The sequence below is a fragment of the Halopseudomonas oceani genome (assembly GCF_002903165.1).
GTDB lineage: Bacteria > Pseudomonadota > Gammaproteobacteria > Pseudomonadales > Pseudomonadaceae > Halopseudomonas > Halopseudomonas oceani.
In genome coordinates, this window is record NZ_PPSK01000006.1 from 44355 (window position 1) to 66629 (window position 22275).

The 22275-nt window shown below is 61.6% G+C and carries 21 protein-coding genes; 9 read left to right on the forward strand and 12 right to left on the reverse strand.

Annotation, left to right across the window (positions count from 1 at the left end; translation table 11 throughout):
* Positions 1 to 8 precede the first annotated feature (8 nt).
* From C1949_RS08390 to C1949_RS08415, 6 genes are all read left to right on the forward strand, one after another.
* On the forward strand, positions 9 to 1112 hold the full coding sequence (locus tag C1949_RS08390) for a sensor histidine kinase (RefSeq protein WP_104738036.1): 1104 nt from the start codon (positions 9 to 11) through the stop codon (positions 1110 to 1112).
* Positions 1093 to 1842 (forward strand): LytR/AlgR family response regulator transcription factor, encoded by a 750-nt coding sequence (locus C1949_RS08395; protein WP_104738037.1) that lies wholly within the window; start codon positions 1093 to 1095, stop codon positions 1840 to 1842. Before C1949_RS08390 ends, C1949_RS08395 begins: the two co-directional genes overlap by 20 nt.
* Positions 1843 to 1920: 78 nt before the next feature.
* Positions 1921 to 2859: a hydroxymethylbilane synthase gene (gene hemC / locus C1949_RS08400; RefSeq protein ID WP_104738038.1), complete on the forward strand. Its 939-nt coding sequence runs from the start codon at positions 1921 to 1923 to the stop codon at positions 2857 to 2859.
* The gene (locus tag C1949_RS08405; protein WP_104738039.1) at positions 2856 to 3611 is read left to right on the forward strand and encodes a uroporphyrinogen-III synthase; all 756 of its coding nucleotides are present in this window, start codon (positions 2856 to 2858) and stop codon (positions 3609 to 3611) included. The genes hemC and C1949_RS08405 overlap by 4 nt, the downstream gene beginning before the upstream one ends.
* 8 nt (positions 3612 to 3619) lie before the next feature.
* Positions 3620 to 4756, forward strand: coding sequence for a uroporphyrinogen-III C-methyltransferase (locus C1949_RS08410; RefSeq protein WP_170063031.1), 1137 nt, complete (start codon positions 3620 to 3622; stop codon positions 4754 to 4756).
* Positions 4749 to 5981 carry a heme biosynthesis HemY N-terminal domain-containing protein gene (locus C1949_RS08415; protein ID WP_104738041.1) on the forward strand — a complete coding sequence of 411 codons (1233 nt, stop codon included), beginning with the start codon at positions 4749 to 4751 and terminating at the stop codon, positions 5979 to 5981. The genes C1949_RS08410 and C1949_RS08415 overlap by 8 nt, the downstream gene beginning before the upstream one ends.
* Here the strand turns inward: C1949_RS08415 and C1949_RS08420 are convergent.
* The 5 genes from C1949_RS08420 to trxA all read right to left on the reverse strand — a co-directional run bounded on the left by C1949_RS08420 (position 5948) and on the right by trxA (position 11148).
* Positions 5948 to 6748 carry a substrate-binding periplasmic protein gene (locus tag C1949_RS08420; protein ID WP_104738042.1) on the reverse strand — a complete coding sequence of 267 codons (801 nt, stop codon included), beginning with the start codon at positions 6746 to 6748 and terminating at the stop codon, positions 5948 to 5950. The two genes, C1949_RS08415 and C1949_RS08420, sit on opposite strands and share 34 nt — an antisense overlap.
* Before the next feature lie 8 nt (positions 6749 to 6756).
* Positions 6757 to 7728, reverse strand: a complete 972-nt coding sequence (locus C1949_RS08425) for a 2Fe-2S iron-sulfur cluster-binding protein (protein ID WP_104738043.1) — start codon at positions 7726 to 7728, stop codon at positions 6757 to 6759.
* Entirely contained in the window at positions 7728 to 9194 is a 1467-nt protein-coding gene (ubiD, locus tag C1949_RS08430; protein ID WP_104738044.1) for a 4-hydroxy-3-polyprenylbenzoate decarboxylase, read from the reverse strand. The genes C1949_RS08425 and ubiD overlap by 1 nt, the downstream gene beginning before the upstream one ends.
* Positions 9195 to 9341: 147 nt before the next feature.
* Complete coding sequence (gene rho, locus C1949_RS08435) at positions 9342 to 10607, reverse strand: transcription termination factor Rho (RefSeq protein ID WP_088276203.1); 1266 nt, start codon at positions 10605 to 10607, stop codon at positions 9342 to 9344.
* A gap of 214 nt (positions 10608 to 10821) precedes the next feature.
* Entirely contained in the window at positions 10822 to 11148 is a 327-nt protein-coding gene (gene trxA / locus C1949_RS08440) for a thioredoxin TrxA (RefSeq protein WP_104738045.1), read from the reverse strand.
* A 151-nt stretch (positions 11149 to 11299) separates the two neighbouring features.
* Here trxA and ppx point away from each other — a divergent pair, with 151 nt between their 5' ends.
* Positions 11300 to 12805, forward strand: a complete 1506-nt coding sequence (gene ppx / locus C1949_RS08445; protein WP_104738046.1) for an exopolyphosphatase — start codon at positions 11300 to 11302, stop codon at positions 12803 to 12805.
* Here ppx and ppk1 read toward each other — a convergent pair.
* Genes ppk1 through C1949_RS08460 form a run of 3 tightly spaced genes read right to left on the reverse strand, consistent with a single transcriptional unit; the run spans position 12784 to position 17310 of the window.
* On the reverse strand, positions 12784 to 15000 hold the full coding sequence (gene ppk1 / locus C1949_RS08450) for a polyphosphate kinase 1 (protein WP_104738047.1): 2217 nt from the start codon (positions 14998 to 15000) through the stop codon (positions 12784 to 12786). The genes ppx and ppk1 overlap by 22 nt on opposite strands.
* Before the next feature lie 16 nt (positions 15001 to 15016).
* Complete coding sequence (hemB, locus tag C1949_RS08455) at positions 15017 to 16030, reverse strand: porphobilinogen synthase (RefSeq protein ID WP_104738048.1); 1014 nt, start codon at positions 16028 to 16030, stop codon at positions 15017 to 15019.
* A 47-nt stretch (positions 16031 to 16077) separates the two neighbouring features.
* The gene (locus tag C1949_RS08460; RefSeq protein WP_170063032.1) at positions 16078 to 17310 is read right to left on the reverse strand and encodes a GGDEF domain-containing protein; all 1233 of its coding nucleotides are present in this window, start codon (positions 17308 to 17310) and stop codon (positions 16078 to 16080) included.
* A gap of 247 nt (positions 17311 to 17557) precedes the next feature.
* Between C1949_RS08460 and C1949_RS08465 the strand changes: the two genes are divergently transcribed.
* Entirely contained in the window at positions 17558 to 18157 is a 600-nt protein-coding gene (locus tag C1949_RS08465) for a DUF6436 domain-containing protein (RefSeq protein ID WP_146040301.1), read from the forward strand.
* Positions 18158 to 18290: 133 nt separating this feature from the next.
* Here the strand turns inward: C1949_RS08465 and C1949_RS08470 are convergent, their stop codons facing one another.
* Together C1949_RS08470 and C1949_RS08475 are read right to left on the reverse strand one after the other, a co-directional pair.
* Positions 18291 to 18737, reverse strand: coding sequence for a YaiI/YqxD family protein (locus C1949_RS08470; RefSeq protein WP_104738051.1), 447 nt, complete (start codon positions 18735 to 18737; stop codon positions 18291 to 18293).
* Between the two features lie 13 nt (positions 18738 to 18750).
* Positions 18751 to 20664: an ATP-binding cassette domain-containing protein gene (locus tag C1949_RS08475; protein WP_104738052.1), complete on the reverse strand. Its 1914-nt coding sequence runs from the start codon at positions 20662 to 20664 to the stop codon at positions 18751 to 18753.
* Positions 20665 to 20705: 41 nt separating this feature from the next.
* Here C1949_RS08475 and C1949_RS08480 point away from each other — a divergent pair, with 41 nt between their 5' ends.
* Positions 20706 to 21185, forward strand: coding sequence for a TIGR02444 family protein (locus C1949_RS08480; RefSeq protein WP_104738053.1), 480 nt, complete (start codon positions 20706 to 20708; stop codon positions 21183 to 21185).
* Here the strand turns inward: C1949_RS08480 and C1949_RS08485 are convergent.
* Together C1949_RS08485 and rsd are read right to left on the reverse strand one after the other, a co-directional pair.
* Entirely contained in the window at positions 21169 to 21687 is a 519-nt protein-coding gene (locus tag C1949_RS08485; protein WP_104738054.1) for an AlgP family protein, read from the reverse strand. The two genes, C1949_RS08480 and C1949_RS08485, sit on opposite strands and share 17 nt — an antisense overlap.
* 28 nt (positions 21688 to 21715) lie before the next feature.
* The gene (gene rsd, locus C1949_RS08490; RefSeq protein WP_104738055.1) at positions 21716 to 22189 is read right to left on the reverse strand and encodes a sigma D regulator; all 474 of its coding nucleotides are present in this window, start codon (positions 22187 to 22189) and stop codon (positions 21716 to 21718) included.
* Between the last annotated feature and the right edge of the window lie 86 nt (positions 22190 to 22275).

Genomic DNA, 22275 nt, shown 5'->3' on the forward strand with positions numbered 1-22275 from the left:
CTGATGCGATGAAGAACGGATTCTGGACGTTGCTCAAACAACCCTATGACGGAGAGGATTTCTTCCTCCCCGATCTGTGCTCGTCCGTGGCCGTATTCACCCTCATTATTCTGGCCCAGCTGGTCGTGCTGGTATGGGTGTTGGCGCAGCCGGTGGCCGGCGTCTTTGATTGGCTCCAGTTGGCCATGGCGTCATTGTTCGTGCAGTGGATTGTGCTGCTGTCGGCTGCCCTGCTGTGCCGCTTGCGAGGATGGATGCAGCGCAGGCCGCTGGCGTTAGCAGTGGCGGTCTGTTTCGCGGTCGTTATCGCTCCGACTCTGCTGTTCACCGTGCTCGGTGACTGGGTGGTCTACCGGGGTATGCAGGGCGCATTGCACTGGGAAGCCGAGCAGCTGCTGCGCCACGGGCTGATTGCCTTGATCATGACCAGCCTGTTGTTGCGCTACTTTTACCTGCAGCAGCAATGGCAGCGGCAGAACCAGGCCGAACTGCGCTCGCGCCTGCAAGCGCTGCAATCGCGCATCCGGCCGCACTTCCTGTTCAATAGCCTCAACAGTATCGCCAGTCTGATCGAGATTGAGCCGGCCAAGGCGGAGCAGGCGGTGCTCGATCTCTCTGACCTGTTTCGGGCCAATCTGGCTCGCCCCGACACCTTGTCCAGCTGGGGCGAGGAGCGGGCCTTGTGCGAGGGTTACCTGCGGATCGAACAGTACCGCTTTGGTGAGCGCATGCGTGTGCACTGGGCGGTTGCCGATTTGCCGGACGACGTGCCCATGCCGTTGCTGACCCTGCAGCCGTTGCTGGAGAACGCTATCTTGCATGGGCTGCAGCCGAGAGTGGATGGCGGCGATATTCATATTGAAGGCCGGTTGCAGAACGGGCTGGTTGAACTTGTGGTACGTAATACCTGTCCTGAGCAGACAGGGGCGCATCATGGTGCGCAGATGGCGATGGGAAATATCCGTGCACGCCTGCAGGCGCTGTTCGGGGAGCAGTCGGAACTGGAAGGCTGGCGGGAAGGGGAATGCTTCTTCAGCAGGCTGGTCTATCCTGTTAGACAACGTCCAACAATGGCAGAGAAGTCATTATCGAATGAAAGTATTGATCGCTGATGATGAGCCGCTGGCCCGCGAGCGGCTGGCGCGACTGGTCGGATCACTGCCGGGTTACAAGGCACTACCGGAGATGGCCAGCAACGGTCATGAGGCACTGCAACTGGTGGAAGAGCACCACCCGGATATTGTTCTGCTGGACATTCGCATGCCTGGGCTGGATGGTCTGCAGACGGCTGCCAAGCTCTGCGAGAATGCGGAAGCGCCAGCCGTCGTGTTCTGTACGGCGCATGGTGAGTATGCACTGGATGCCTTTGCGGTCAGTGCGGTTGGCTATCTGCTCAAGCCGGTGCGCAGTGAGGCGCTGGTCGAAGCCCTGTCCAAGGCGCAGCGGCCCAATCGCATGCAGCTGGCGAACCTTGGCAAGGCCACTCCGCCGGCCGAGGGCGCCCAGGCGCGTAGTCACATCAGTGCGCGTACCCGCAAGGGTATCGAGCTGATTCCGATCGAGGACGTGCTGTATTTTATTGCCGATCACAAATACGTCACCCTTCGTCATGTGCATGGTGAGGTATTGCTGGACGAGCCGCTGAAGGCGTTGGAGGAGGAGTTCGGCGACCGGTTTGTACGCATCCACCGCAATGCGCTGGTCGCGCGGGCGCGTATCGAATGTCTGCAGCGAACATCGATGGGGCACTTTGAGCTTTGTCTGAAAGATCTGGAAGGCGAGACCCTGACGGTCAGTCGCCGTCATGTGCCGGGTGTGCGCCGGCTGATGGAGCGGTTGTGACCGGCCTGCGACACCGACTCGCGTGGATGCCCACCTGACCATGGCGTATGATGGGGCCTGGTTTGAAGCGAGAGTCTCATGAGTCGACATCTGCGAATTGCCACCCGCAAGAGCGCACTGGCCCTGTGGCAGGCCGAATATGTAAAGGCGCGTCTCGAACAGCTGGACCCGACGCTCAGCGTCAGTCTGGTCCCGATGGTCAGCCGCGGCGATCAGCTGCTGGATTCCCCGCTGGCCAAGATTGGCGGCAAGGGGCTGTTCGTCAAGGAGCTGGAAACTGCCATGCTGAACGACGAGGCGGATCTGGCTGTGCACTCCATGAAGGACGTGCCGATGCAGTTCCCCGACGGTCTGGGGCTGTACGCCATCTGCGAGCGAGAAGACCCCCGCGACGCCTTTGTTTCCAACACCTTTGATCATGTCGACAGCCTGCCGCCTGGCAGCGTGGTCGGTACCTCCAGCCTGCGGCGTCAGGCGCAGGTCATGGCGCGTCGGCCTGACCTGCAGATCCGGTTTTTGCGTGGCAACGTCAATACCCGTCTGGCCAAACTGGATGCCGGTGAGTACGACGCCATCATTCTGGCAACCGCAGGCCTGATGCGGCTTGGCTTTGGTGAGCGTATTCGTTATTCGATGCCGCCGGAGGAGAGCCTCCCGGCTGGGGGGCAGGGTGCTGTTGGCATTGAGTGCCGCAGCGGCGATACCGAGCTGCAGGCGCTGCTGAGCAAGCTCAACGACGAAGACAGTGCGCTGCGTGTGCGCGCCGAGCGAGCACTTAACACCCGCCTGAACGGCGGCTGTCAGGTGCCGATCGCCTGTTATGCCGAGCGCGAGAACGGCCAGCTTTGGTTGCGCGGACTGGTTGGCGACCCGGACGGTCAGCGTATGCTGCGAGCTGAAGCCAGCGGCCCGGAAAACGATCCGGAGACACTCGGCATTGCGGTGGCTGAGGATCTGCTGGCGCAGGGTGCGCAGGCGATTCTGGATGCCGTGTACGAGGAGGCGCCGGCGCGGTGAGCGGGTGCCTGCTGCTGACCCGTCAGGCGGCGGATAATCAGCGTCTGGCTGCACGGTTTGCAGCTGAAGGGGTTGAGACCTGCAGCGTACCGCTGCTTGAGCTGCGGCCCTGCGTGGAAGGGCCGGTCGAGCGACAACATATGCTCGACCTGGATCGCTATCACGCTGTGGTCGTGGTCAGTCCGACTGCTGCCCGGCTGGGTTTGGAGCGGCTTGACCGCTACTGGACACAGCCTCCGGTCGGTATCGATTGGCTGGCGGTGGGTGGCGGAACTGCGCAAGTGCTGCGTGAATATGGTCTGCCGGCCCAATGTCCGGAGCAGGGGCAAGATAGCGAGGCATTGCTGGCGCTGCCGTTGTGGCAAGCGCACTTTGCCCGGCCGGATCTGAAGGTGTTGATCTGGCGGGGTGAGGACGGCCGCGAGCATCTGGCCGATCAGATTCGCGCTGCCGGTGGTACGGTGGACTACCTGCCGTTATATGCGCGTAGCGCACCGGATTCGCTGTCTGCGGAGTTGACTGCGGTGGCCCGGCGGGTAGATCGGTTGATCGTGCTCAGCGTGCAGGCCTTGAACAACTGGCGAACGGCCGCTGGCGATGACTGGCAGCGCCAGCGTCACTGGCGCTGCTGGGTGCCGAGTGAACGGATTGCGGCACAGGCCGCGGCCTTGGGTTGTACGGATGTAGTAACCTGTCGAGGTGCGGACGATAGCGCGTTGGTCGAGGCCGTGCTGACCGGCTCGTCGGGATGACAAAGGGGATGCGTGTGGAACCGAGCGAAGCGAACAACAAGACCGAACAGCCGCAGACTGCGGTCAAGCCCGAGGCTGCCAAGGCTGAGCCGAGCAAGCCGAGTCCGGCGACGAGTCGTAAGTCAGCGGGCAATGGTGGTGGCGGCCGTGGGGTCAGCTGGCTGGCGCTGCTGGTGGCTGCAGCGGCGCTGGGGCTGTCTGGCTGGCAATGGCAGCAGGCTCGCCAGCAACAGCAGGCCCAGCTTGCTTTGCTGGAACAGCAGAGCAGCCAGTTCGACAGTGCCAGCGCGAGGCTTGATCAGCGCCTTGAGGGTGTTCCGCAGGGGCGCGACTGGGACGCAGCTCAGCGGCTGATAGCCGAGATGCAGCGCGGTCAGCAGGCGCTGGTTGAGCGTCTGAACGTTCTTCAGGGGGATGGTCGCGAAGAGTGGAAGCTGGCGGAAGCCCAGTACCTGTTGCGCCTTGCCTCGTTACGTCTGCTGGCGGTGCAGGACGTGACAGCAGCACGTGAGCTGCTGGAAACCGTGGATGGCATTCTGAAGTCGATGCCTGACAGTGGACTGTACGGTGTCCGCGAGCAACTTGCCCGTTATCAGACAGAACTGGAGAGCCTGCCCGAACTGGACCGCGCCGGTGTTTTCCTGCGCCTTGGCGCCCTGCGTGACCAGGTCGAAACCCTTGCCGCTCTGCCCGTCCCTGAGTTTGATCCGGATGAGGTCAGCACTGAGGAGGAATACGCCGACCGCCTGCAGCGCCGTGATCGTTGGGATCGGGTGCTGATGCGCTTGGAGCGCTATGTTCGGGTGGATTTTCAGCGCGGCAAGGTGATTACCCCGTTGCTGGATGATGCCGAGTTGCAGCGGGTACGCCGGACCCTGCAGTTGACGCTGGAGCAGGCCCAGTGGGCCGCGCTGCGGGGAGAGGAACAGGTATATCAAGCCAGCCTGACCCAGGCAGAGAAGTTGCTGACCCAGTACTTCGAGCTGGAGAATCCGAAGGTCCAGGCCATGCAGACACAGCTGCAGGCCTTGCATGAGCGGGCTGTCAGTCTCTCGCCGCCGGACCTGGCACCGCTGCAGCAGAGCCTGGCCAATTACCTGCAGTCGCGCAAGACGCCGCAGGTAGAGGAGCCGGCCGATGAGTAAAAGCTATGTGGCCATTCTGGCGGTAGTGCTGGTCGCTGCGTTGCTGGGCATGGCGATTGCCGAGGACCCGGGCTACCTGCTGATTGCCTGGCGTAATGTGTCGATTGAGACCAGTATCTGGGTCGGTATTGGTGTGTTGCTCGCCTTCTGGCTGTTGCTCTGGCTGGTGCGCTCGCTTTGGCGTCTGCTGACAGCGTCCGGTCGCCGGATCAACCCCTGGTCGCGGCGCAACCTGCAACAGCGCGCCAGCGCGCTGGCGACTCGCGGCCTGCTGGAGTTTGCTGAAGGCCACTGGCAGCAGTCGGTACGCCTGCTCAAGCGCTCTGCGCCCCATTCAGAGCTGCCGTTGATCAACTATCTGGCGGCTGCCCGTGCAGCCAACGAGCTGGGAGACTACGCCGAGTCGGACTCCTTGCTGCGTGCGGCCTACGAGGCTACGCCCAAGGCTGACGTTGCCATCGCCGTGACCCAGGCGCAGCTGCAGATCGCCCGCGGTCAGCTGGAACAGGCGCTGGCGACGCTGACCCGTCTGCGCAAGGATCATCCCAAGCATCTGTATGCACTCAAGTTGATGAGCCAGGTCTACCTGCGGCTGGAAGACTGGGGGAGCTTACTTGAGCTGTTGCCGGAATTGCGCAAGCAGAAGGTGCTGCGCGAGGATGAACAGCAGGCGTTGGAGCGTCAGGTCCACGCCGCCTTGTTGGCTCAGGCCGGGCAGCGGTCGGCCGCGGCGGATGCCGACCCGGCCAGTCTGGTCATTGCTGCCTGGGAGCGTATGCCTAAGCGGCTGCGTGAGGATCCGGAGCTGATCGAGGCCTATGCGCTGCAGCTGCGCGCACATGGACGCGACGCAATGGCTGAAGAAGCGCTGCGTCACGGTCTGCAACAACAGTTCAACGAGCGACTTGCTAATCTGTATGGCCTGGTCAAGGGCAAGGACTGTGCGCGTCAGCTGGCAAATGTCGAGCAATGGCTGGTCACGCACCCGCACAACGCGGCGCTGCTGTTGGCCGCTGGTCGTCTGGCCCAGAGAAACAGTCTGTGGGGCAAGGCGCGTGACTACCTTGAAGCCAGCTTTGCCAGCCGCCGAGATATCCAGACCTGCGCCGAACTGGCTCGGTTGCTGGACCGGATGGGGGATGCCAGCGGTTCCCTGCGCACGATTCGCGACGGCTTCGAGATGCTGGAAGATCACCTGCCGGCGTTGCCGCTCCCTGACGCCTGATAGTGTTGAATCTGCTGCAGGCCCTGATTGAGTAACAGCCGGGCCTGCTCTCCGGCCTCGCCAGGGATGAAGCAGACGTGCATGGTGGGTTCGCCAAGCAGCTGTTTGGCAAACGTCAGTTTGTCCGCATTCTGGCGCAGCAGGGGCTCATGGCTCAGCCAGTGTTGCATCACCTGTTCGTCGATTACCGCCAGATCCAGTCTTCCGTACACCAGCTTGAGCAGGTTCAGCTGGTCGTTGGCGGCCTCCTTGACCTTGAGCGTGCCGTCGGCCACCAGCGCATCGAACTCGGGCACGTTACGATAGCCGCGTACTACGCCGATGCGGTACGTTCTCAGGTCCTCCAGCTGGTCCCAGCTTACGGAAAGATCGCTGCGGGTTGCCAGGCCAACCCGGCTGGTGCCGATGCTGTCTGAGTAAAGGCACAGCTGGTCGTCGGCAAAGTAGCGGGGGAAATAGCCGACGATGTCAGGTTCGGTCGTCGCGGACCTGATGGCTCTGCTCCAAGGCTGGAAATGGATCAGCAGAGGGGTATCCTGACTTGCCAGCGCACGGCGTAGCAGCTCTGACAGCGAACCCTGGCCCGGCAGGTCCGCGCCGCTGTAGGGTGGCCATTCCAGGCTGCTGAGCTCGATCGCGGCCAGTGGGTTGCAAAAGAGCGAATGCAGGGCGATCAGCGCAACGCCGAACAGCGCCCTGTGCCGCGATCTGCTGCGATGCGGAGCGTATGCTTGAGTGAATTCAGATACGTCCGCGTCGCTAGTCATGGTGTGGGCTACCGGGGTGCGTAGGCGAAGACGTCGGCTAGCATGCGATCAGCTGGCATGCCGGCAGCGACCAGTGCATCCAGGGTTGCGTAGACCATGCCAGGCGAGCCGCTGACAATAAAACGGTAGTCCGCCAGGTCAGCGATATCCTCACAAACGGCCTGATGCAGCACGCCCTGACGCTCCGGCCAGTCAGGCTGGTCGCTGACCACCCGATGCAAGTACAGGTTAGACGCCTGTTGCCAGCTCTGCCAGTGCGGCGCCTCATACAGGTCGCTGCTGTGGCGAACGCCCCAGTACAGGTGGATCGGCTGAGCGAAGCCCTGTCGCAGGCATTGCTCAACGATGCTCTGCATTTGTGCCAGCCCGGTACCGGCGGCAATCAACACCAGCGGTTCATCTGGCAGCACCGGCAGACAGGCCTCACCGAACGGTGCCTGAATGCGCGCGATCTTGTGTTGCTGCAGGTAGTTGATGACGCCCTGGGTCACCGGGTCGCGGGTCAGGATATGCAGCTCAAGCATCCGGCCTTCATCAGGTGCAGACGCAATCGAGAATGCTGCGGGCTCCGCGCCATCGCGCTCCAGCAGCAGGTATTGGCCAGCGTAGTAACGCAGTGGCTTGCCGGCAGGGGTACGCAGGCGGACGCGCCAGACATCGCCGCCAATCGGAGTGCATTCGACGACCTGACAGGCCAGTTTGCGCACCGGCAGCTGCCCCGGGGCAAGAATGCCTTCCCAGTGCAGTGCACAGTCTTCCAGCGGCTCGGCCACGCAGGTGAAAATCTCTTCGCCCGGTCCGGCTTCGCGGTTGTCCGGCAGCTGTACGCGGCCATGCAGTAATACCGCCGCACAAACATGGCAGTTGCCGTTGCGGCAACTGCTGGGCGCATCAAAGCCCTGGCGGCGTGCTGCGTCGAGGATGGTTTCGCCTTGCTCGGCCTGCAGGTTGAGACCGCCCGGCTCCAGTGTCACTCTCATCAATCAATACCCAATTCTGCCCAGAGCGCATCGACACGCTGGCGAACCTGCGCGTCCTGCTCGATCGCAACGCCCCATTCTCGCGTGGTCTCGCCCGGCCACTTATTGGTCGCGTCCAGTCCCATTTTGCTGCCGAGACCTGAGACGGGCGAGGCGAAGTCGAGATAGTCGATGGGGGTGTTGTCGATCATCACCGTGTCGCGTTTGGGGTCCATTCGCGTGGTGATGGCCCAGATAATGTCGTTCCAGTCGCGGATGTTGATGTCGTCGTCGACCACGATCACATACTTGGTGTACATGAACTGGCGCAGGAAGCTCCAGACGCCGAGCATCACTCGCTTGGCATGGCCCGGATACTGCTTCTTCATCGATACCACCGCCATGCGATAGGAGCAGCCCTCGGGTGGCAGGTAGAAATCGGTGATCTCCGGGAATTGCTTCTGCAGCAGCGGGACGAACACCTCGTTCAGCGCTACGCCGAGTACGGCGGGCTCATCCGGCGGCCTACCCGTGTAGGTGCTGTGGTAGATCGGTTTTTCGCGCTGGGTGATACGCTCGACGGTAAACACCGGGAAGCGGTCAACTTCATTGTAGTAGCCGGTGTGATCGCCGAATGGTCCTTCATCGGCCATCTCGCCCGGGTGGATAACCCCTTCGAGCACGATCTCGGCACTGGAAGGAACCTGCAGACTGGAACCACGACACTTGATCAGCTCGGTACGCTGCCCCCGAAGTAGGCCGGCAAAGGCGTATTCGGACAGGCTGTCGGGCACCGGGGTTACGGCACCGAGAATGGTGGCCGGGTCGGCGCCCAGTGCCACAGCAACCGGGAAGGGTTCGCCCGGATGGGCGCGTTGCCATTCCTGAAAGTCGAGCGCACCGCCGCGATGACTGAGCCAGCGCATGATCACCTTGTTGCGGCCAATGACCTGTTGGCGGTAGATGCCCAGGTTCTGTCGTTCTTTGTGCGGGCCGCGGGTGACTACCAGTCCCCAGGTGATCAGCGGCCCAGCGTCGCCGGGCCAGCAGGTTTGTATCGGAATGCGCCCGAGGTCGACATCGTCGCCTTCAAATACCTGGGCCTGACATGGCGCGTCCTTTACTACCTTGGGCGCCATATTGATGACTTTTTTGAAAATTGGCAGCTTTGACCAGGCGTCCTTCAGGCCTTTCGGCGGATCGGGTTCCTTGAGAAAGGCCAGCAGCTTGCCGATTTCGCGCAGCTCACTGATGCTCTCGGCGCCCATGCCCATGGCGACGCGCTCGGGTGTACCGAACAGGTTGCCAAGGACGGGCATGTCGAAACCGGTAGGGTTTTCAAACAACAGGGCGGGGCCACCCTTGCGTAGGGTGCGGTCGCAGACTTCAGTCATCTCCAGCACGGGAGAAATGGGTGTCTGGATGCGCTTGAGTTCGCCGCGCTGTTCCAGGCCCTTGATGAAATCGCGTAGATCGGAATATTGCATCTAGCTTCAAGCCTCAAGCTGCAAGCGGCAAGCTGGACGAGGCATGCCGCTTGGGAGTTTGACCCGCCCGCCGGGTTGGCAGCGGGGCGGCGGGCCCAGCGCGAAGCGGCAAGCCCGCGCGGAAAGCTTGCCGCTTGTGGCTGGGTTTTAGTTCTTGCTGCGCTTCATCGACAGGAAGAACTCGTCGTTGGTCTTGGTATCTTTCAGACGGTCCAGCAGGAACTCGATCGCGGCGATCTCGTCCATCGAATGCAGAATCTTGCGCAGAATCCACATGCGTTGCAGTTCGTCTTCGCTGGTCAGCAGTTCTTCGCGACGGGTGCCGGAACGGTTGATGTTGATCGCCGGGAAGGTGCGCTTCTCGGCAATCTTGCGATCCAGGTGGATCTCCATGTTGCCGGTACCCTTGAACTCCTCGTAGATCACCTCGTCCATTTTCGAGCCGGTATCGACCAGCGCGGTGGCGATGATGGTCAGGCTGCCGCCTTCTTCGATGTTGCGCGCGGCGCCAAAGAAGCGCTTGGGCTTTTCCAGGGCGTGGGCGTCGACACCACCGGTCAGTACTTTGCCGGAACTCGGGATCACCGTGTTGTAGGCACGGGCCAGACGGGTGATGGAGTCGAGCAGGATGATCACGTCTTTCTTGTGTTCAACCAGACGCTTGGCCTTCTCGATCACCATTTCGGCGACCTGAACGTGACGGGCTGGCGGCTCGTCGAAGGTAGAAGCGACCACTTCGCCGCGCACGGTGCGCTGCATTTCGGTTACTTCTTCCGGGCGCTCGTCGATCAGCAGAACGATCAGGTGGCACTCGGGGTTGTTGCGGGCGATGTTCGAAGCGATGTTTTGCAGCATCAGCGTCTTACCGGCCTTCGGCGGTGCAACCAGCAGGCCACGCTGGCCTTTGCCGATCGGCGCGCAGAGATCGATGATGCGGGCCATCAGGTCTTCGGTGGAACCGTTGCCGGCTTCCATGACCAGGCGCTCATCAGGGAACAGCGGGGTAAGGTTTTCGAACAGGATCTTGTTCTTGGTGTTTTCCGGCTTGTCGAAGTTGATCGAATCAACCTTCAGCAGGGCAAAGTAGCGTTCGCCGTCTTTCGGCGGGCGAATCTTGCCGGAAATGGTGTCACCGGTACGCAGGTTGAAACGGCGGATCTGGCTGGGCGAGACGTAGATGTCGTCCGGGCCGGCGAGATAGGACGAGTCAGCCGAGCGGAGGAAGCCGAAGCCGTCCTGCAGAATCTCCAGAACGCCATCACCGAGAATGTCTTCACCGCCTTTGGCGTGCTTTTTCAGGATGCCGAAGATCACATCCTGTTTTCGCGATCGGCCCATATTCTCGAGGCCCATCTGGTTGGCGATTTCCAACAGTTCGGTAATAGGTTTTTGTTTGAGGTCGGTCAGGTTCATAGGTTCGGAGAGTGATGTAAGAGTTTCGGCAGGAAAGGTTTGTTTCGGCCGCCACGGAACATGGGGCGATCAGCTTGGCTGCGGTGTGTGTTTGAGAAGCCGCTGCGCAGGGTGCGGTCAGGGCGTTGGAAGCCAAATCTAGCACCGCCTGCCGGTGACGTCCAGCATTGCGGTTGCAAAAAAAGCCCCGACGGCTGTGTCGGGGCTGGATATATCAGATGTTGCTGTCGAGGAAGGCTGCCAGTTGCGACTTGGACAGGGCGCCAACCTTGGTCGCCTCGACGTTGCCGTCCTTGAACAGCATCAGGGTCGGAATGCCGCGTACGCCGTACTTTGGTGCGGTTTCTGCGTTTTCGTCGATGTTCAGCTTGCAGATTTTCAGCTTGCCGCTGTAGTCCTTGGCTATCTCGTCCAGTACCGGGGCGATCATTTTGCAGGGACCACACCATTCTGCCCAGTAATCAACCAGAACAGGGGTATCGGACTTGAGCACTTCGTCTTCGAAGCTGCCGTCAGTGACATGCACAATCAGATCGCTCATGTGTTTCTCCAGAGGGATAAAAAGGCGGAATTGCCGAATCATAGCACCACCGGATGCGGCTGCGAAAGGCGATGATCAGTACCGTTGTGCAGGCAATTGTCATCGACCCGGTGCTAGAATCGGGGCAACTGAGACCTGACAGGAAGAGTGCATGGCAGACGCACAGCCGAATGATTTTTCGCTGGTAGCCGCAATTGATCTGGGCTCCAACAGCTTTCACATGGTGTTGGCACGGGTTGAGCAAGGGGAAATACGTATCCTCGAGCGGTTGGGCGAAAAGGTGCAGCTGGCCGCTGGGCTGGACGATGACAACATGCTCAGCGACGAGGCAATGCAACGAGGGCTCGACTGTTTGCGCCGGTTCGCGCAGTTGATCAACGGTCTGCCGCAGGGGGCGGTGCGGATCGTCGGTACCAACGCCCTGCGTGAGGCACGCAACCGCGGACAGTTCATTCGTCAGGTGCAGCAGGTGCTGGGCCACCGGGTTGAAGTGGTATCGGGCCGCGAAGAGGCGCGCCTGATTTACCTGGGGGTATCCCACACGCTGGCCGACGACGAAGGCAAGCGCCTTGTGGTCGACATTGGCGGTGGCAGCACCGAGTTCATCGTCGGTGAGCGCTTCGAGCCGCTGCTGCGGGAAAGCCTGAGCATCGGCTGTGTTGCTTTCACGCGCCAGTTTTTTCCTGATGGCAAGATCACGGCTGCGCGCTACAGCCAGGCCTACACTGCGGCCCGCCTGGAGCTGATGAACATCGAACAGGCTATTCAGCGCCTTGGCTGGAGCGAGGCGATTGGCGCATCTGGAACCATTCGCGCGGTTGGCCAGTGCATTCAGGCTGGTGGCCGCGGTCAGGGCGAAGTAACCCGCGAAGGGTTGCAGTGGCTCAAGCGCAAGGTGCTGAAGGCCGCGCATGTCGACAAACTGGAGGTGCAAGGTCTCAAGTCGGATCGGCAGCCGATCCTGCCAGCCGGCCTCGCGATTCTCGAAGCGCTGTTTGATGCCCTTGGGGTCGAGACCATGCATCATTCCGAGGGCGCCTTGCGTGAGGGTGTGCTCTACGACCTGCTTGGTCGCTACAGCCATGAAGACGTGCGTGAGCGCACGCTGAGCGCGCTGATGGAGCGTTATCACGTCGATCTGGAGCAGGCCGCCCGGGTCGAGGCCAAGGCCCAGCGGCTGCTGCACAAGGTGGACGCTGCCTGGCAACTGGCTAACAGTAAGCAGGCCCCGCTGTTGACCTGGGCGGCGCGGGTCTACGAGATCGGGCTGGATATCGCCCACAGTCAGTACCACAAGCACGGTGCCTATCTGATCGAGCACTCTGACCTGCCCGGTTTCTCACGGCAGGATCAGCAGGCATTGGCGTTGCTGGTGCGCGGGCATCGGCGCAACATGCCGAGCGGCGACCGGCTGGCCGAGTTCGGTGATGAGGCGGTCAACCTGCTGCGGTTGTGCATGATCCTGCGGCTGGCGATTCTCTATCACCATATCCGTGGCTTTCAGGAAATGCCGGAAATCGCCGTCGAGGCCAGTCACGACGCATTGGTCGTGACCTTCCCCGGTGGCTGGCTTGAGCAGAACCCGCTGACCCAGGCTGACTTCGAGCGTGAAGCGCAGTACTGGGCCAAGGCTGGTTACAGGTTGACGGTCCGCTGAGACGAATTGGCTAGTTTCTCCAGCAGTGTTGCCTGGGCACTGCGGGGAATCTGGTTGCCGCTCGGTGAGCTCAGCACGTAGGAGCCATCGGGTTGCAGGATCCAGCTGCGGGTATTGTCGGTCAGAAACACCTGCAGTTCCTGTTTGGCGCGGGTGATCAACTTTTTGCCTTCAAGTGGGAAGCAGGTCTCGACGCGCTTGTCGAGGTTGCGCTCCATCATGTCCGCACTGGACATCCAGACCTGCTCCTGACCGTCGTTGAGGAAGTAATAGACCCGGCTGTGTTCCAGGAAGCGACCGATGATCGAGCGCACGGTGATGTTGTGCGAGACCCCGGGAATGCCAGGGCGCAGGCAGCACATGCCGCGCACGATCAGGTCGACCTTCACCCCGCACTGGGAGGCCTTGTACAGGGCCTTGATGACCTTGGCATCGGTCAGCGAGTTGGCCTTGGCGATGATGTGCGCCGGCTTGCCGGCCTGGGCGTTGAGGGTTTCCCGGTTGATCAGCTCCAGCAGGCGCTTCTTGAGAGTGAAGGGGGCCTGCAACAGCTTCTTCATGCGCTGGGTCTTGCCCATGCCGATCAACTGGTTGAACAGCTTATGCACGTCTTCGGTCAGCGCCACGTCCGAGGTCAGGATGCTGTAGTCGGTGTACAGGCGGGCGTTGCCAGCATGGTAATTGCCGGTGCCCAGGTGTACATAGCGCTTCAGGTTCTTCTCTTCCCGGCGCAGGATCAGCATCATCTTGGCGTGGGTCTTGAAGCCGACCACGCCATAAATCACTACCGCCCCTGCCTGCTGCAAACGGCTCGCCAGCTGCAGGTTGGACTCCTCATCAAAGCGCGCCCGCAGTTCGATCACCACGGTCACTTCCTTGCCGTTGCGCGCTGCATCGACCAGCGCGTTAACGATTTCAGAGTTGGCGCCGGTGCGATAGAGGGTCTGTTTGATCGCCAGCACGTTTGGATCCTGTGCCGCCTGCCGCAGCAGGTCGACGACTGGGGAAAATGACTCATAGGGGTGCTGCAGCAGAATGTCCTGCTTGCTGATGGCCTGAAACAGGTTGTCGGCACCCGATAGTACCCGCGGCAGGCCCGGGCTGAACGGCGGGAACTGCAGTTGCGGGTGATTTTCCAGGCCGGTGATGGAGAACAGCCGGGTCAGGTTGACCGGGCCGTTGACCTCGTACAGTTCCGCTTCGGTCAGACCGAATTGGCGCAGCAGAAAGTCGGTCAGCGGCTTCGGGCAGTTGTCAGCGACCTCGAGCCTTACCGCGTCGCCATAGCGGCGCGACAGCAGCTCGCCGCGCAGCGCACGGGCCAGGTCGTCGACTTCGTCCGGGTCCACGATCAGGTCGGCGTTGCGGGTCAGGCGGAACTGGTAGCAGCCGAGTACTTTCATGCCGGGGAACAGCTCGTCGGCATGGGCGTGGATCATTGACGAGAGGAACACGAAGTTGTCGCCACCATCACACAGCTCGTCGGGTAGGCGAATCAGGCGCGGCAGCGAGCGCGGCGCGGGAATGATCGCCATGCCGGAGTCGCGACCGAAGGAGTCGATGCCGTCGAGCTGAACGATAAAGTTCAGGCTCTTGTTCACCAGCAGCGGGAAGGGGTGCGTCGGGTCCAGCCCAATCGGGCTGATGATCGGCGCGACCTGCTGGCGGAAGAAGCGGCGAATCCACAGGGTTTGCTTGTGCGTCCACTGATAGCGGCGCAGGAAGCGAATGCCCTTTTCGTTCAGTTGCGGCAGCAGAATATCGTTGAGGATGCTGTACTGGCGGCTGACCTGATAGTGCGCGGTTTCGCTGATCTTGCTCAGTACCTGTTGTGGCTGCAGTCCGTCCGGGCCGGTTTGCTCGCGGGCGAAGGTAATCTGCTTTTTCAGGCCGGCAACGCGGATTTCAAAAAACTCATCCAGGTTGCTGGAGAAGATCAGCAGGAACTTCAGGCGCTCAAGCAGCGGGTAGGACTCATCCAGCGCCTGTTCCAGCACGCGGATGTTGAACTGCAGTTGCGACAGTTCTCGGTGAATGTAGAGCTCAGGCGCATTCAGGTCGGGTACCGGGGTAGCCTCGACGACCTTTTCGCTGACCTGTGCCGGACGGGTGACCAGATCGCTGCGGGGACTGCTTTCGGCAGGCGGCGCGATATCGTCCTTGGTGGTGTCTCGGGTGCTGTTGAGCTCTGACATGGTCTCCTCGATAGAACTACTGACGGCTGCGTAACTGACGGGCAGCGGTCTTGGCGAAATAGGTCAGGATGCCGTCGGCTCCTGCGCGCTTGAAGGCGGTCAGCGATTCCAGGATAACCGCTTCGTTGAGCCAGCCATTGTTGATGGCGGCGCAGTGCATGGCATATTCGCCGCTGACCTGGTAGACAAAGGTGGGCACCTTGAAGGTTTCTTTCACCCGGTACACCACATCCAAATAGGGCATGCCGGGCTTGACCATGACCATGTCCGCACCTTCAGACAGGTCCGTGGCGATTTCGTGCAGTGCCTCATTGCTGTTGGCCGGGTCCATCTGGTAGGTCGATTTGTTGCCCTTGCCAAGGTTGCCGGCCGAGCCCACCGCGTCGCGGAACGGGCCGTAGTAGGCGCTGGCGTACTTGGCGGAGTAGGCAAGAATCCGGGTGTGAATGTAACCCGAGGCTTCCAGCGCTTCACGCATGGCGCCAACCCGCCCGTCCATCATGTCGGACGGGGCAACGATGTCGGCACCGGCTTCGGCGTGCGAGAGGGTCTGCTTTACCAGCGCCTCGACCGTGACTTCGTTTATCACATAGCCGTTGTCGTCGATGATGCCGTCCTGCCCGTGGGTGGTGAACGGGTCGAGGGCAACATCGGTAATGACGCCCAGGTCTGGGAAGCGGGCTTTCAGGGCGCGCACTGCGCGCTGGGCCAGGCCTTCCGGGTTCCAGGCTTCGGCAGCATCCAGCGACTTTTTCTCCAGCGGCGTAACCGGGAACAGGGCAATGGCTGGAATGCCCAGCTCTACCAGTTCGGCAGCTTCCTCCAGCAGCAAATCGATCGATAGCCGCTCAATGCCCGGCATGGAGGCAATCGCTTCGCGTTGTTGCTCGCCTTCCAGGACAAAAACCGGGTAGATCAGGTCGTCCGTGGTCAGGGTGTGTTCACGCATCATGCGGCGGGAAAAATCATCCTTGCGCATGCGGCGTGGGCGGCTGAGGGGAAAAGGGCGCTGAACAGGGGAATTACTCACGGGGACTCCAGGGGGGTGCGGGTCGCAGTGCACCTGTCTGACTGACGTTATACGTCCAGATTGTGACGGAAATGTGACAGGAGGCGGAGGGCAACCAGCTCCTGGGCAGCATCGCCGGGAGCCTGGGCTTGCTCGACGCGGTTGCGCCCGAGCCCCTTGGCACAGTAGAGCGCGGCATCGGCAGCGCCGAGCAGCGTAGTGAAATCATAACCGTGATGCTCGGAACAGGCTACTCCGAGGCTTACGGTGATGTTGACGGTGTGCTTGTGTGTGGGCCACGCGGCATCGCTGATCGACTGCCGAATACGCTCTGCAACCTGGCTGGCGCTCAGGCTGTTCAGGCCCGGTAGCAGTAGCACGAACTCTTCGCCACCAAAGCGTCCGAGCAGGTCTCTGCTGCGCAGATGCAGGCGTGTCTGGTCGACCAGGTGGCAGAGCACCTCGTCACCGGTCTGATGCCCAAACTCGTCATTGATGCGTTTGAAATGGTCGGCGTCGAGCATGATTAGCGTAATCGGCTCGTTGCTTAGCCGGGTGCGGCACAGCATCAACTCGGCCTGTTGCTGCAGGCTGCGGCGGTTGAGCGCGCCGGTCAGCGGGTCCTGTTCCGACAGGGCACGGAGCCGGTCCAGATTACGGTAGTGGATCATCAAAATGAAGCCGCTAACCATGCCGATCTGGGCGGCTATGGCACCCAGTACGGTGATCAGCTGTAGCGGCCCGCCGAGCAGGTCGGCAGGTCCGTTCCAGCCGGCCAGTGATGCCGCCGGTCGGGCAACCAGGATGAGCCCGTAGGCAAGTGCAATGAGGCCACTGAACCAGCTCGCGGTGCGCATAGGCGCGCGTGTGGGTACCAGCAGCTCTGCGGCGCAGAGCAGGCAGAAGCCGCCGAGCACCAATGAACTGATGGCGTAGCGAACGGGCAGGTTGTCGACCTGATAGCGGAAAAACCAAAGTAGTAGCATGGTGACCAGCGCAGCAAACATGGGCATCCATTGCGGCTGCGAGAGGTCGCGGAAGTTGCGTAAGCCGAGCCAGACGACGCCCAAGCCCAGAGTCATCAGGCCGTTGGCGAGCACGATAGACAGGCTATGGGGGATGTGCCCCTGATTGATGTTCAGCAGCAAACCAAGCATCACGGCGAGGTTGCCAAGCGTCCAGTAACGCATGCCATGCCGTGGTCCGACCTGCCAGCCTACCAGGCACAACAGCAGCGTGATTGCCAGGGTGACTACCGTCAGGGTGACGGTCAGTGTCTTGAGGTCCAGATCAGCCAGCATGTGCGCACTCATCCTCGGCCAGGGGCCGTCAACGCTGTTTCGTCCGTGACAGGTTGGTTTGCCCGCAGTCGGGGCAGTTGCAATCAAGCCGGCTACGATAAAACACGGTGCTATGAGAGCAAATGGCCAGCTGCCGAAGTTGTGTCCGGGTTTGCACAAATATCGCGCATGCCAGAATGTCGCATAGCGCTGTGGTGGTGCAGCACTGTGGCACAATAGCGCCGATACTTGGCATGGTGAATTGTGAATGAATATCTGGCTGCGCAGGTCTCTCGTCGGTATGGCGATGTTGCTATGGCTGGCGGGATTGGCCTGGGCCTATTGGTGGTTTGAGGGGCGTTACGTCAAGGCGTTTGAACGCCCGGCGTTCTTCCAGGCAGAGCAGGTTGCGCCGCCGTTCCCGATTGGTCAGGTGCAGGTAGTGCACGTGTGGCAGTCAAACTGTCCCTGCAGCGCAGGTCATGAGGCTTACGTAGACGAGATGACGGTTCGCTTCGCCGGGCAGGGGGTGCGTTTTGCCCGTTCAGGTCAGCAATCGGCGGAGGGTATGCCCTCCGGATTGAGCCAGTTGCCCTATTGGCCGATACCCGAGGCCTGGGCCGAATGGCCGGGCGCGCCCTCGATTGCCATTTGGGCCGCGGACGGCAGTTTGACCTATGTTGGTCCTTACAGCGATGGCGCGCATTGCAGTGCTGACAGCAGTTTTGTCGAGCCGGTGGTTCAGGCTCTGCTGGCAGGGCGCAAGGTGGATGTTACCCGGCAGGATGTCGTTGCCTGTCTGTGTGACCTGCCTTCACTGAAGGACACCGCTGGGGGTGTCCCGTTTCCCTCAACGGCTGAGCCTTGATGCAGCGTTAGCTGCACGCCGAGCGTGCACGGTTTAACGCTTTGACCAAGATTAGCGAGGCGGTCGAGCTGGATATGGTGTGCGCTCTGTTTTTGGTGTCCGACGGTGCACAGTTGCGCGCGAGCCCTGAGTTTCAAAGGCGCGCGATCAGTCGGTCCAGTGCGTTGGCGAAGGCCTGTTTGTCTTTGTCGTTGTAGGGTGCTGGGCCGCCGCGTCCGGCCAGTCCGGCACCGCGCAGCTCGTCCATCAGGTTGCGCACTGCCAGACGCTCGCCGATGCTGCCCTTGTCGTAGATCTGGCCGCGCGGGTTGATGGCAGTGACGCCGCGGTCTACCAGGCCAGCTGCCAGCGGCACGTCGGCGGTCACCACCAGGTCACCTGGCCGTGAGTGTTCAATGATGTAATGGTCGGCAGCGTCGGCGCCGGCGGCTACTGTCACCTGGCGTATGCCGGGGCCGGGCGGCAGTTGCTGGGCACTGTTGGCAACCAGTACCAGCTCGACCTGCTTGCGTCGGGCGGCTTTGACGGTGACGTCGCGTACCGGTCTGGGGCAGGCGTCGGCGTCGATCCAGATGGTCATCTTGGCTCCTTGCTCAGCTATTGCCGAGTTCTTGTTGCAGCGCTTCCAGCTCTTCCTGAGCCAGCAGCCAGTCTTCTTCCAGCTGGGCAATCTGCTGGCGGTACTCGGTCTGCCGCGCCAGCAGCTCCTTCAGTTGGTCCTTGTTGGCGGCTTCGTACAGGCTGCTATCAGCCAGTGTGTTCTCGACCTCGGCGTTCAGTTCGCTGACCTTGTTCAGCTCTTTCTCAAGTTTTTCCGCCGCTTTTTTCAGTGGTGCCAGCAGCTGGCGCTGTTCGGCGGCCGCCCGGCGCTGTGCCTTGGCGTCAACCTTGGGGGCGCTGGAAGCGGATTCAGGTGCGGCAGCGGCGGCTTGCTGTTGACGGAACTGGGCTAGCCAGCGGGTGTAGCTGTCGAGATCCTGTTCGTAGCTGCGCACGCGGCCGTCGGCGACCAGCCACAGTTCGTCTGTGGTTTCGCGGATCAGTGCGCGGTCGTGGGACACCAGCAGCATGGCACCTTCGAAGGCCTGCAGGGCGACAGTCAGTGCGTGGCGCATTTCCATGTCGAGGTGGTTGGTTGGTTCGTCCAGCAGCAGCAGATTCGGGCGTTGCCAGGCAATCAGCGCCAATGCCAGCCGGGCCTTTTCGCCGCCGGAAAAATTCAGCACCGGCTCTTCGATGCGATCGCCCTTGAAGTCGAAACCACCGAGGAAGTTGCGCAGCACCTGCTCGCGCTCATCCGGTGCCAGCCGTGCCAGATGCAGTAGTGGGCTGGCGGCCGGGTCGAGGCTGTCGAGCTGATGCTGGGCAAAATAGCCGATCGCCAGGTGCTCTCCGGTTTTCAGCTCACCACCAAGCAGTGGCAGGCTACCTGCCAGTGATTTGATCAGGGTCGATTTGCCGGCGCCGTTGGGGCCGAGCAGACCGATGCGCGCACCCGGTGCCAGCTGCAGCTTGACCTGTTCGAGAATGGCGTTGCCGTCGTAGCCGAGGCTGCCCTGATGCAGGTCGATCAGTGGTGTTGACTGGTTGCTGGCCTCGCGGAAGCTGAATGAGAACGGCGAGTCGATGTGCGCGGGACTCAGTTCTTCCATCCGCTCAAGGGCTTTCAGACGGCTTTGTGCCTGCTTCGCCTTGCTGGCCTTGGCGCGGAAGCGGGCAATATAGCTCTGCATGTGCTCACGCTCGGCCTGCTGCTTCTCAAAGGCCGACTGCTGCTGTGCCAGGCGTTCTGCGCGGGTGCGCTCGAACTGGCTGAAACCGCCGCGGTAAAGATGCAGCGCGCGGTTTTCAAAGTGCACGATATGCTCGACCACCGCATCCAGAAAGTCGCGGTCGTGGGAGATCAGCAGCAGGGTGCCGGGGTAGTTACGCAGCCAGTCTTCCAGCCAGAGGATGGCATCGAGGTCGAGGTGGTTGGTTGGCTCGTCTAGCAGTAGCAGGTCGGATGGGCACATCAGCGCCTGGGCCAGGTTCAGGCGCATCCGCCAGCCACCGGAGAAGTCGCCGACCCGGCGGTTGCACTGCTCGCTAGTGAAACCAAGCCCCGCGAGCAGGGTGCGGGCACGGCTGTCGGCGCTGAAACCGCCGTGACTTTCCAGTTCGGCGTATAGTGCGCCGAGTTGCTCGGCCTGCTCCAGGCGCTCGGCTTCGGCCAGCCGTCGCTGGATGTCACGCAGGCGCTGGTCACCGTCGAGGACATAGTCGACCGCATGGCGGTCCAGTGCGCTGACTTCCTGCTGCATGTGGGCAATGCGCCAGTCAGCCGGTACGCTGCAGCTGCCGGCGTCGGGTTCTATCTGGCCACGCAGCAGGGCAAACAGGCTGGATTTGCCGGCACCATTGGTCCCCAGCAAGCCGACTTTCTGGCCGGCGTGCAGGGTAAGGTTGGCGTGTTCAAGCAGTCGCAGGGGGCCGCGCTGCAGGGTAAGGGAGTCGATGCTGATCATGGGGCGGGAGTATATCAGCGCCAGAAGGCGGGAGAAGCATAATGCGTGAGACAACCTTCGGCTTGCCGCAATGGGCGCAATGGCTTTACGCCATAGACGGCGTAGCGCCGCTGCTGCTGGCGCTGCAGGACGAGTGCGACGAGGACGTGTTGCTGCTGCTGTTGGCCATCTGGTTGTGGCAGCAGCGGCGGGCGTTGCCGGCGTCCCGCTGGCAGGCTCTGCAGACGGAGCAGGGCGCCTGGCGCGAGGCGGTCATTCTGCCGGCCCGCGAAGCCCGGCGCAGTCTCGCTGGTGACCCACAGTCGCAGGCGTTGTATCAGGTCGCGAAGCAGACGGAGATCGAGGCAGAGCTAAATCAATTGGCTCGCCTGGGGGCTTGGCTGGGCTGTAGCGAGTTGACTGCTGCCGATTTGTCGGCCTGTCTGGCAGGGGCCTGCGAAGGTGCGCTAAGCGGGCGTCGCGCCGAGCTGCTGGAGCAGCTGGCGCTACGCCTTGAGCAGGAGCTTAGTTCGCTTCTGTAGTGGGCTGCGATTCGGCTTTCGTGGTCGCAGGCTTGCGCTTGGCCGGGGCCCGGCGGCTGCGCGGCTTGGCTGCCGGTTTGGGAGCGTCGCGTCGGTCGAGCGCCTGGCTGACCTGGGCGTCAATACGGTCAAGCCCCTTGGCCAGACGCAGCGTCTGGCGCACATCGGCTTCCAGCTTCTGGATGTAGTTCTCAGCATTGCTGCGAGCCTGCTTGAGATCAAGCAGGGCGGCCTGCAGGTCAGCGATCTTGCGACGGGTCTTGCCGCCACCTTTGCCGGGATCCTCAGCGGTGCGATCCGCCAGCTTGGCTTCGCTCTGCCTGAGTTTGTCCTCGAGCTTCTCCTGCTGGCGCTGGAGTTTCTCCAATGCCTTGCCGGCATCCTTGACCGCCTGCTCGCAGGCCTCGGTAAGGTGCTCGTTGAGGGTTCGGGTCAGCGTCTGCAGCAGGTGCAGCGGTGAGGAAACTTTGTCGGCGGCTTTTGGCTTGTCTGTGCTGGTCACGAGCAGATGTTCCTTATGCGTGGATTGCTCAGACAGTGCTGAGCAGATCCTTGTGAGCGTTGTGCAGTACTTCGATCAGACAGTCTTCAAGCTCAAAACGTTCATGTAGCAGGGCACCCAGCTGTTGCAGTCTTTGCTGCATCTGTTCTTCGTCAACAATGCTCGCCAGTTGGCCGTAACTGTCATTGAAGGTGACTGCTTCGCGAGTGATGGCCTCGATCCTGGGATAAACCTGATGAGCCAGTTCAATACCGCGCTGGTCGTCGAAATCCTGCGCTTCGCGCAGCAGCTGCTCGTAGATTTCGAAGTGGCCGGCCGAAACATAGTCGACCAGAACGTCGCAGAAGGCGGATAGGGCCGTGTCGGCCGAGTCGGGTGTGTGAACGCGCTGACGCAGGCGGGTGTAGTCCATGATCAACTGGTTGCGTTCGGCCAGCCAGCGGTCGATCAGTTGGTGGACGCCGCCCCAGCGTTCCTGGGAGGTTGTGCAAGTTTCCAGCATCTTCCACCTCTTTCGGCAGTGTCGGCTGTGCCGACATGTTGGCTGTGAGTGATTACCGAGTTGCAACAGAATAGGCCAGTCAGTGT

What these genes read in the sequence shown, in the direction of transcription:
- rho (WP_088276203.1), bottom strand. Translation starts at nt 10,607, where the DNA reads ATGAACCTGACCGACCTCAAACAAAAACCTATTACCGAACTGTTGGAA.
- C1949_RS08390 (WP_104738036.1), top strand. Translation starts at nt 9, where the DNA reads ATGAAGAACGGATTCTGGACGTTGCTCAAACAACCCTATGACGGAGAG.
- hemC (WP_104738038.1), top strand. Translation starts at nt 1,921, where the DNA reads ATGAGTCGACATCTGCGAATTGCCACCCGCAAGAGCGCACTGGCCCTG.
- ubiD (WP_104738044.1), bottom strand. Translation starts at nt 9,194, where the DNA reads ATGCAATATTCCGATCTACGCGATTTCATCAAGGGCCTGGAACAGCGC.
- trxA (WP_104738045.1), bottom strand. Translation starts at nt 11,148, where the DNA reads ATGAGCGATCTGATTGTGCATGTCACTGACGGCAGCTTCGAAGACGAA.
- C1949_RS08395 (WP_104738037.1), top strand. Translation starts at nt 1,093, where the DNA reads ATGAAAGTATTGATCGCTGATGATGAGCCGCTGGCCCGCGAGCGGCTG.
- C1949_RS08425 (WP_104738043.1), bottom strand. Translation starts at nt 7,728, where the DNA reads ATGAGAGTGACACTGGAGCCGGGCGGTCTCAACCTGCAGGCCGAGCAA.
- C1949_RS08410 (WP_170063031.1), top strand. Translation starts at nt 3,620, where the DNA reads ATGCGTGTGGAACCGAGCGAAGCGAACAACAAGACCGAACAGCCGCAG.
- rsd (WP_104738055.1), bottom strand. Translation starts at nt 22,189, where the DNA reads ATGCTGGAAACTTGCACAACCTCCCAGGAACGCTGGGGCGGCGTCCAC.
- C1949_RS08460 (WP_170063032.1), bottom strand. Translation starts at nt 17,310, where the DNA reads ATGCTGGCTGATCTGGACCTCAAGACACTGACCGTCACCCTGACGGTA.
- C1949_RS08415 (WP_104738041.1), top strand. Translation starts at nt 4,749, where the DNA reads ATGAGTAAAAGCTATGTGGCCATTCTGGCGGTAGTGCTGGTCGCTGCG.
- ppk1 (WP_104738047.1), bottom strand. Translation starts at nt 15,000, where the DNA reads ATGTCAGAGCTCAACAGCACCCGAGACACCACCAAGGACGATATCGCG.
- C1949_RS08465 (WP_146040301.1), top strand. Translation starts at nt 17,558, where the DNA reads ATGAATATCTGGCTGCGCAGGTCTCTCGTCGGTATGGCGATGTTGCTA.
- ppx (WP_104738046.1), top strand. Translation starts at nt 11,300, where the DNA reads ATGGCAGACGCACAGCCGAATGATTTTTCGCTGGTAGCCGCAATTGAT.
- C1949_RS08470 (WP_104738051.1), bottom strand. Translation starts at nt 18,737, where the DNA reads ATGACCATCTGGATCGACGCCGACGCCTGCCCCAGACCGGTACGCGAC.
- C1949_RS08475 (WP_104738052.1), bottom strand. Translation starts at nt 20,664, where the DNA reads ATGATCAGCATCGACTCCCTTACCCTGCAGCGCGGCCCCCTGCGACTG.
- C1949_RS08480 (WP_104738053.1), top strand. Translation starts at nt 20,706, where the DNA reads ATGCGTGAGACAACCTTCGGCTTGCCGCAATGGGCGCAATGGCTTTAC.
- C1949_RS08420 (WP_104738042.1), bottom strand. Translation starts at nt 6,748, where the DNA reads ATGACTAGCGACGCGGACGTATCTGAATTCACTCAAGCATACGCTCCG.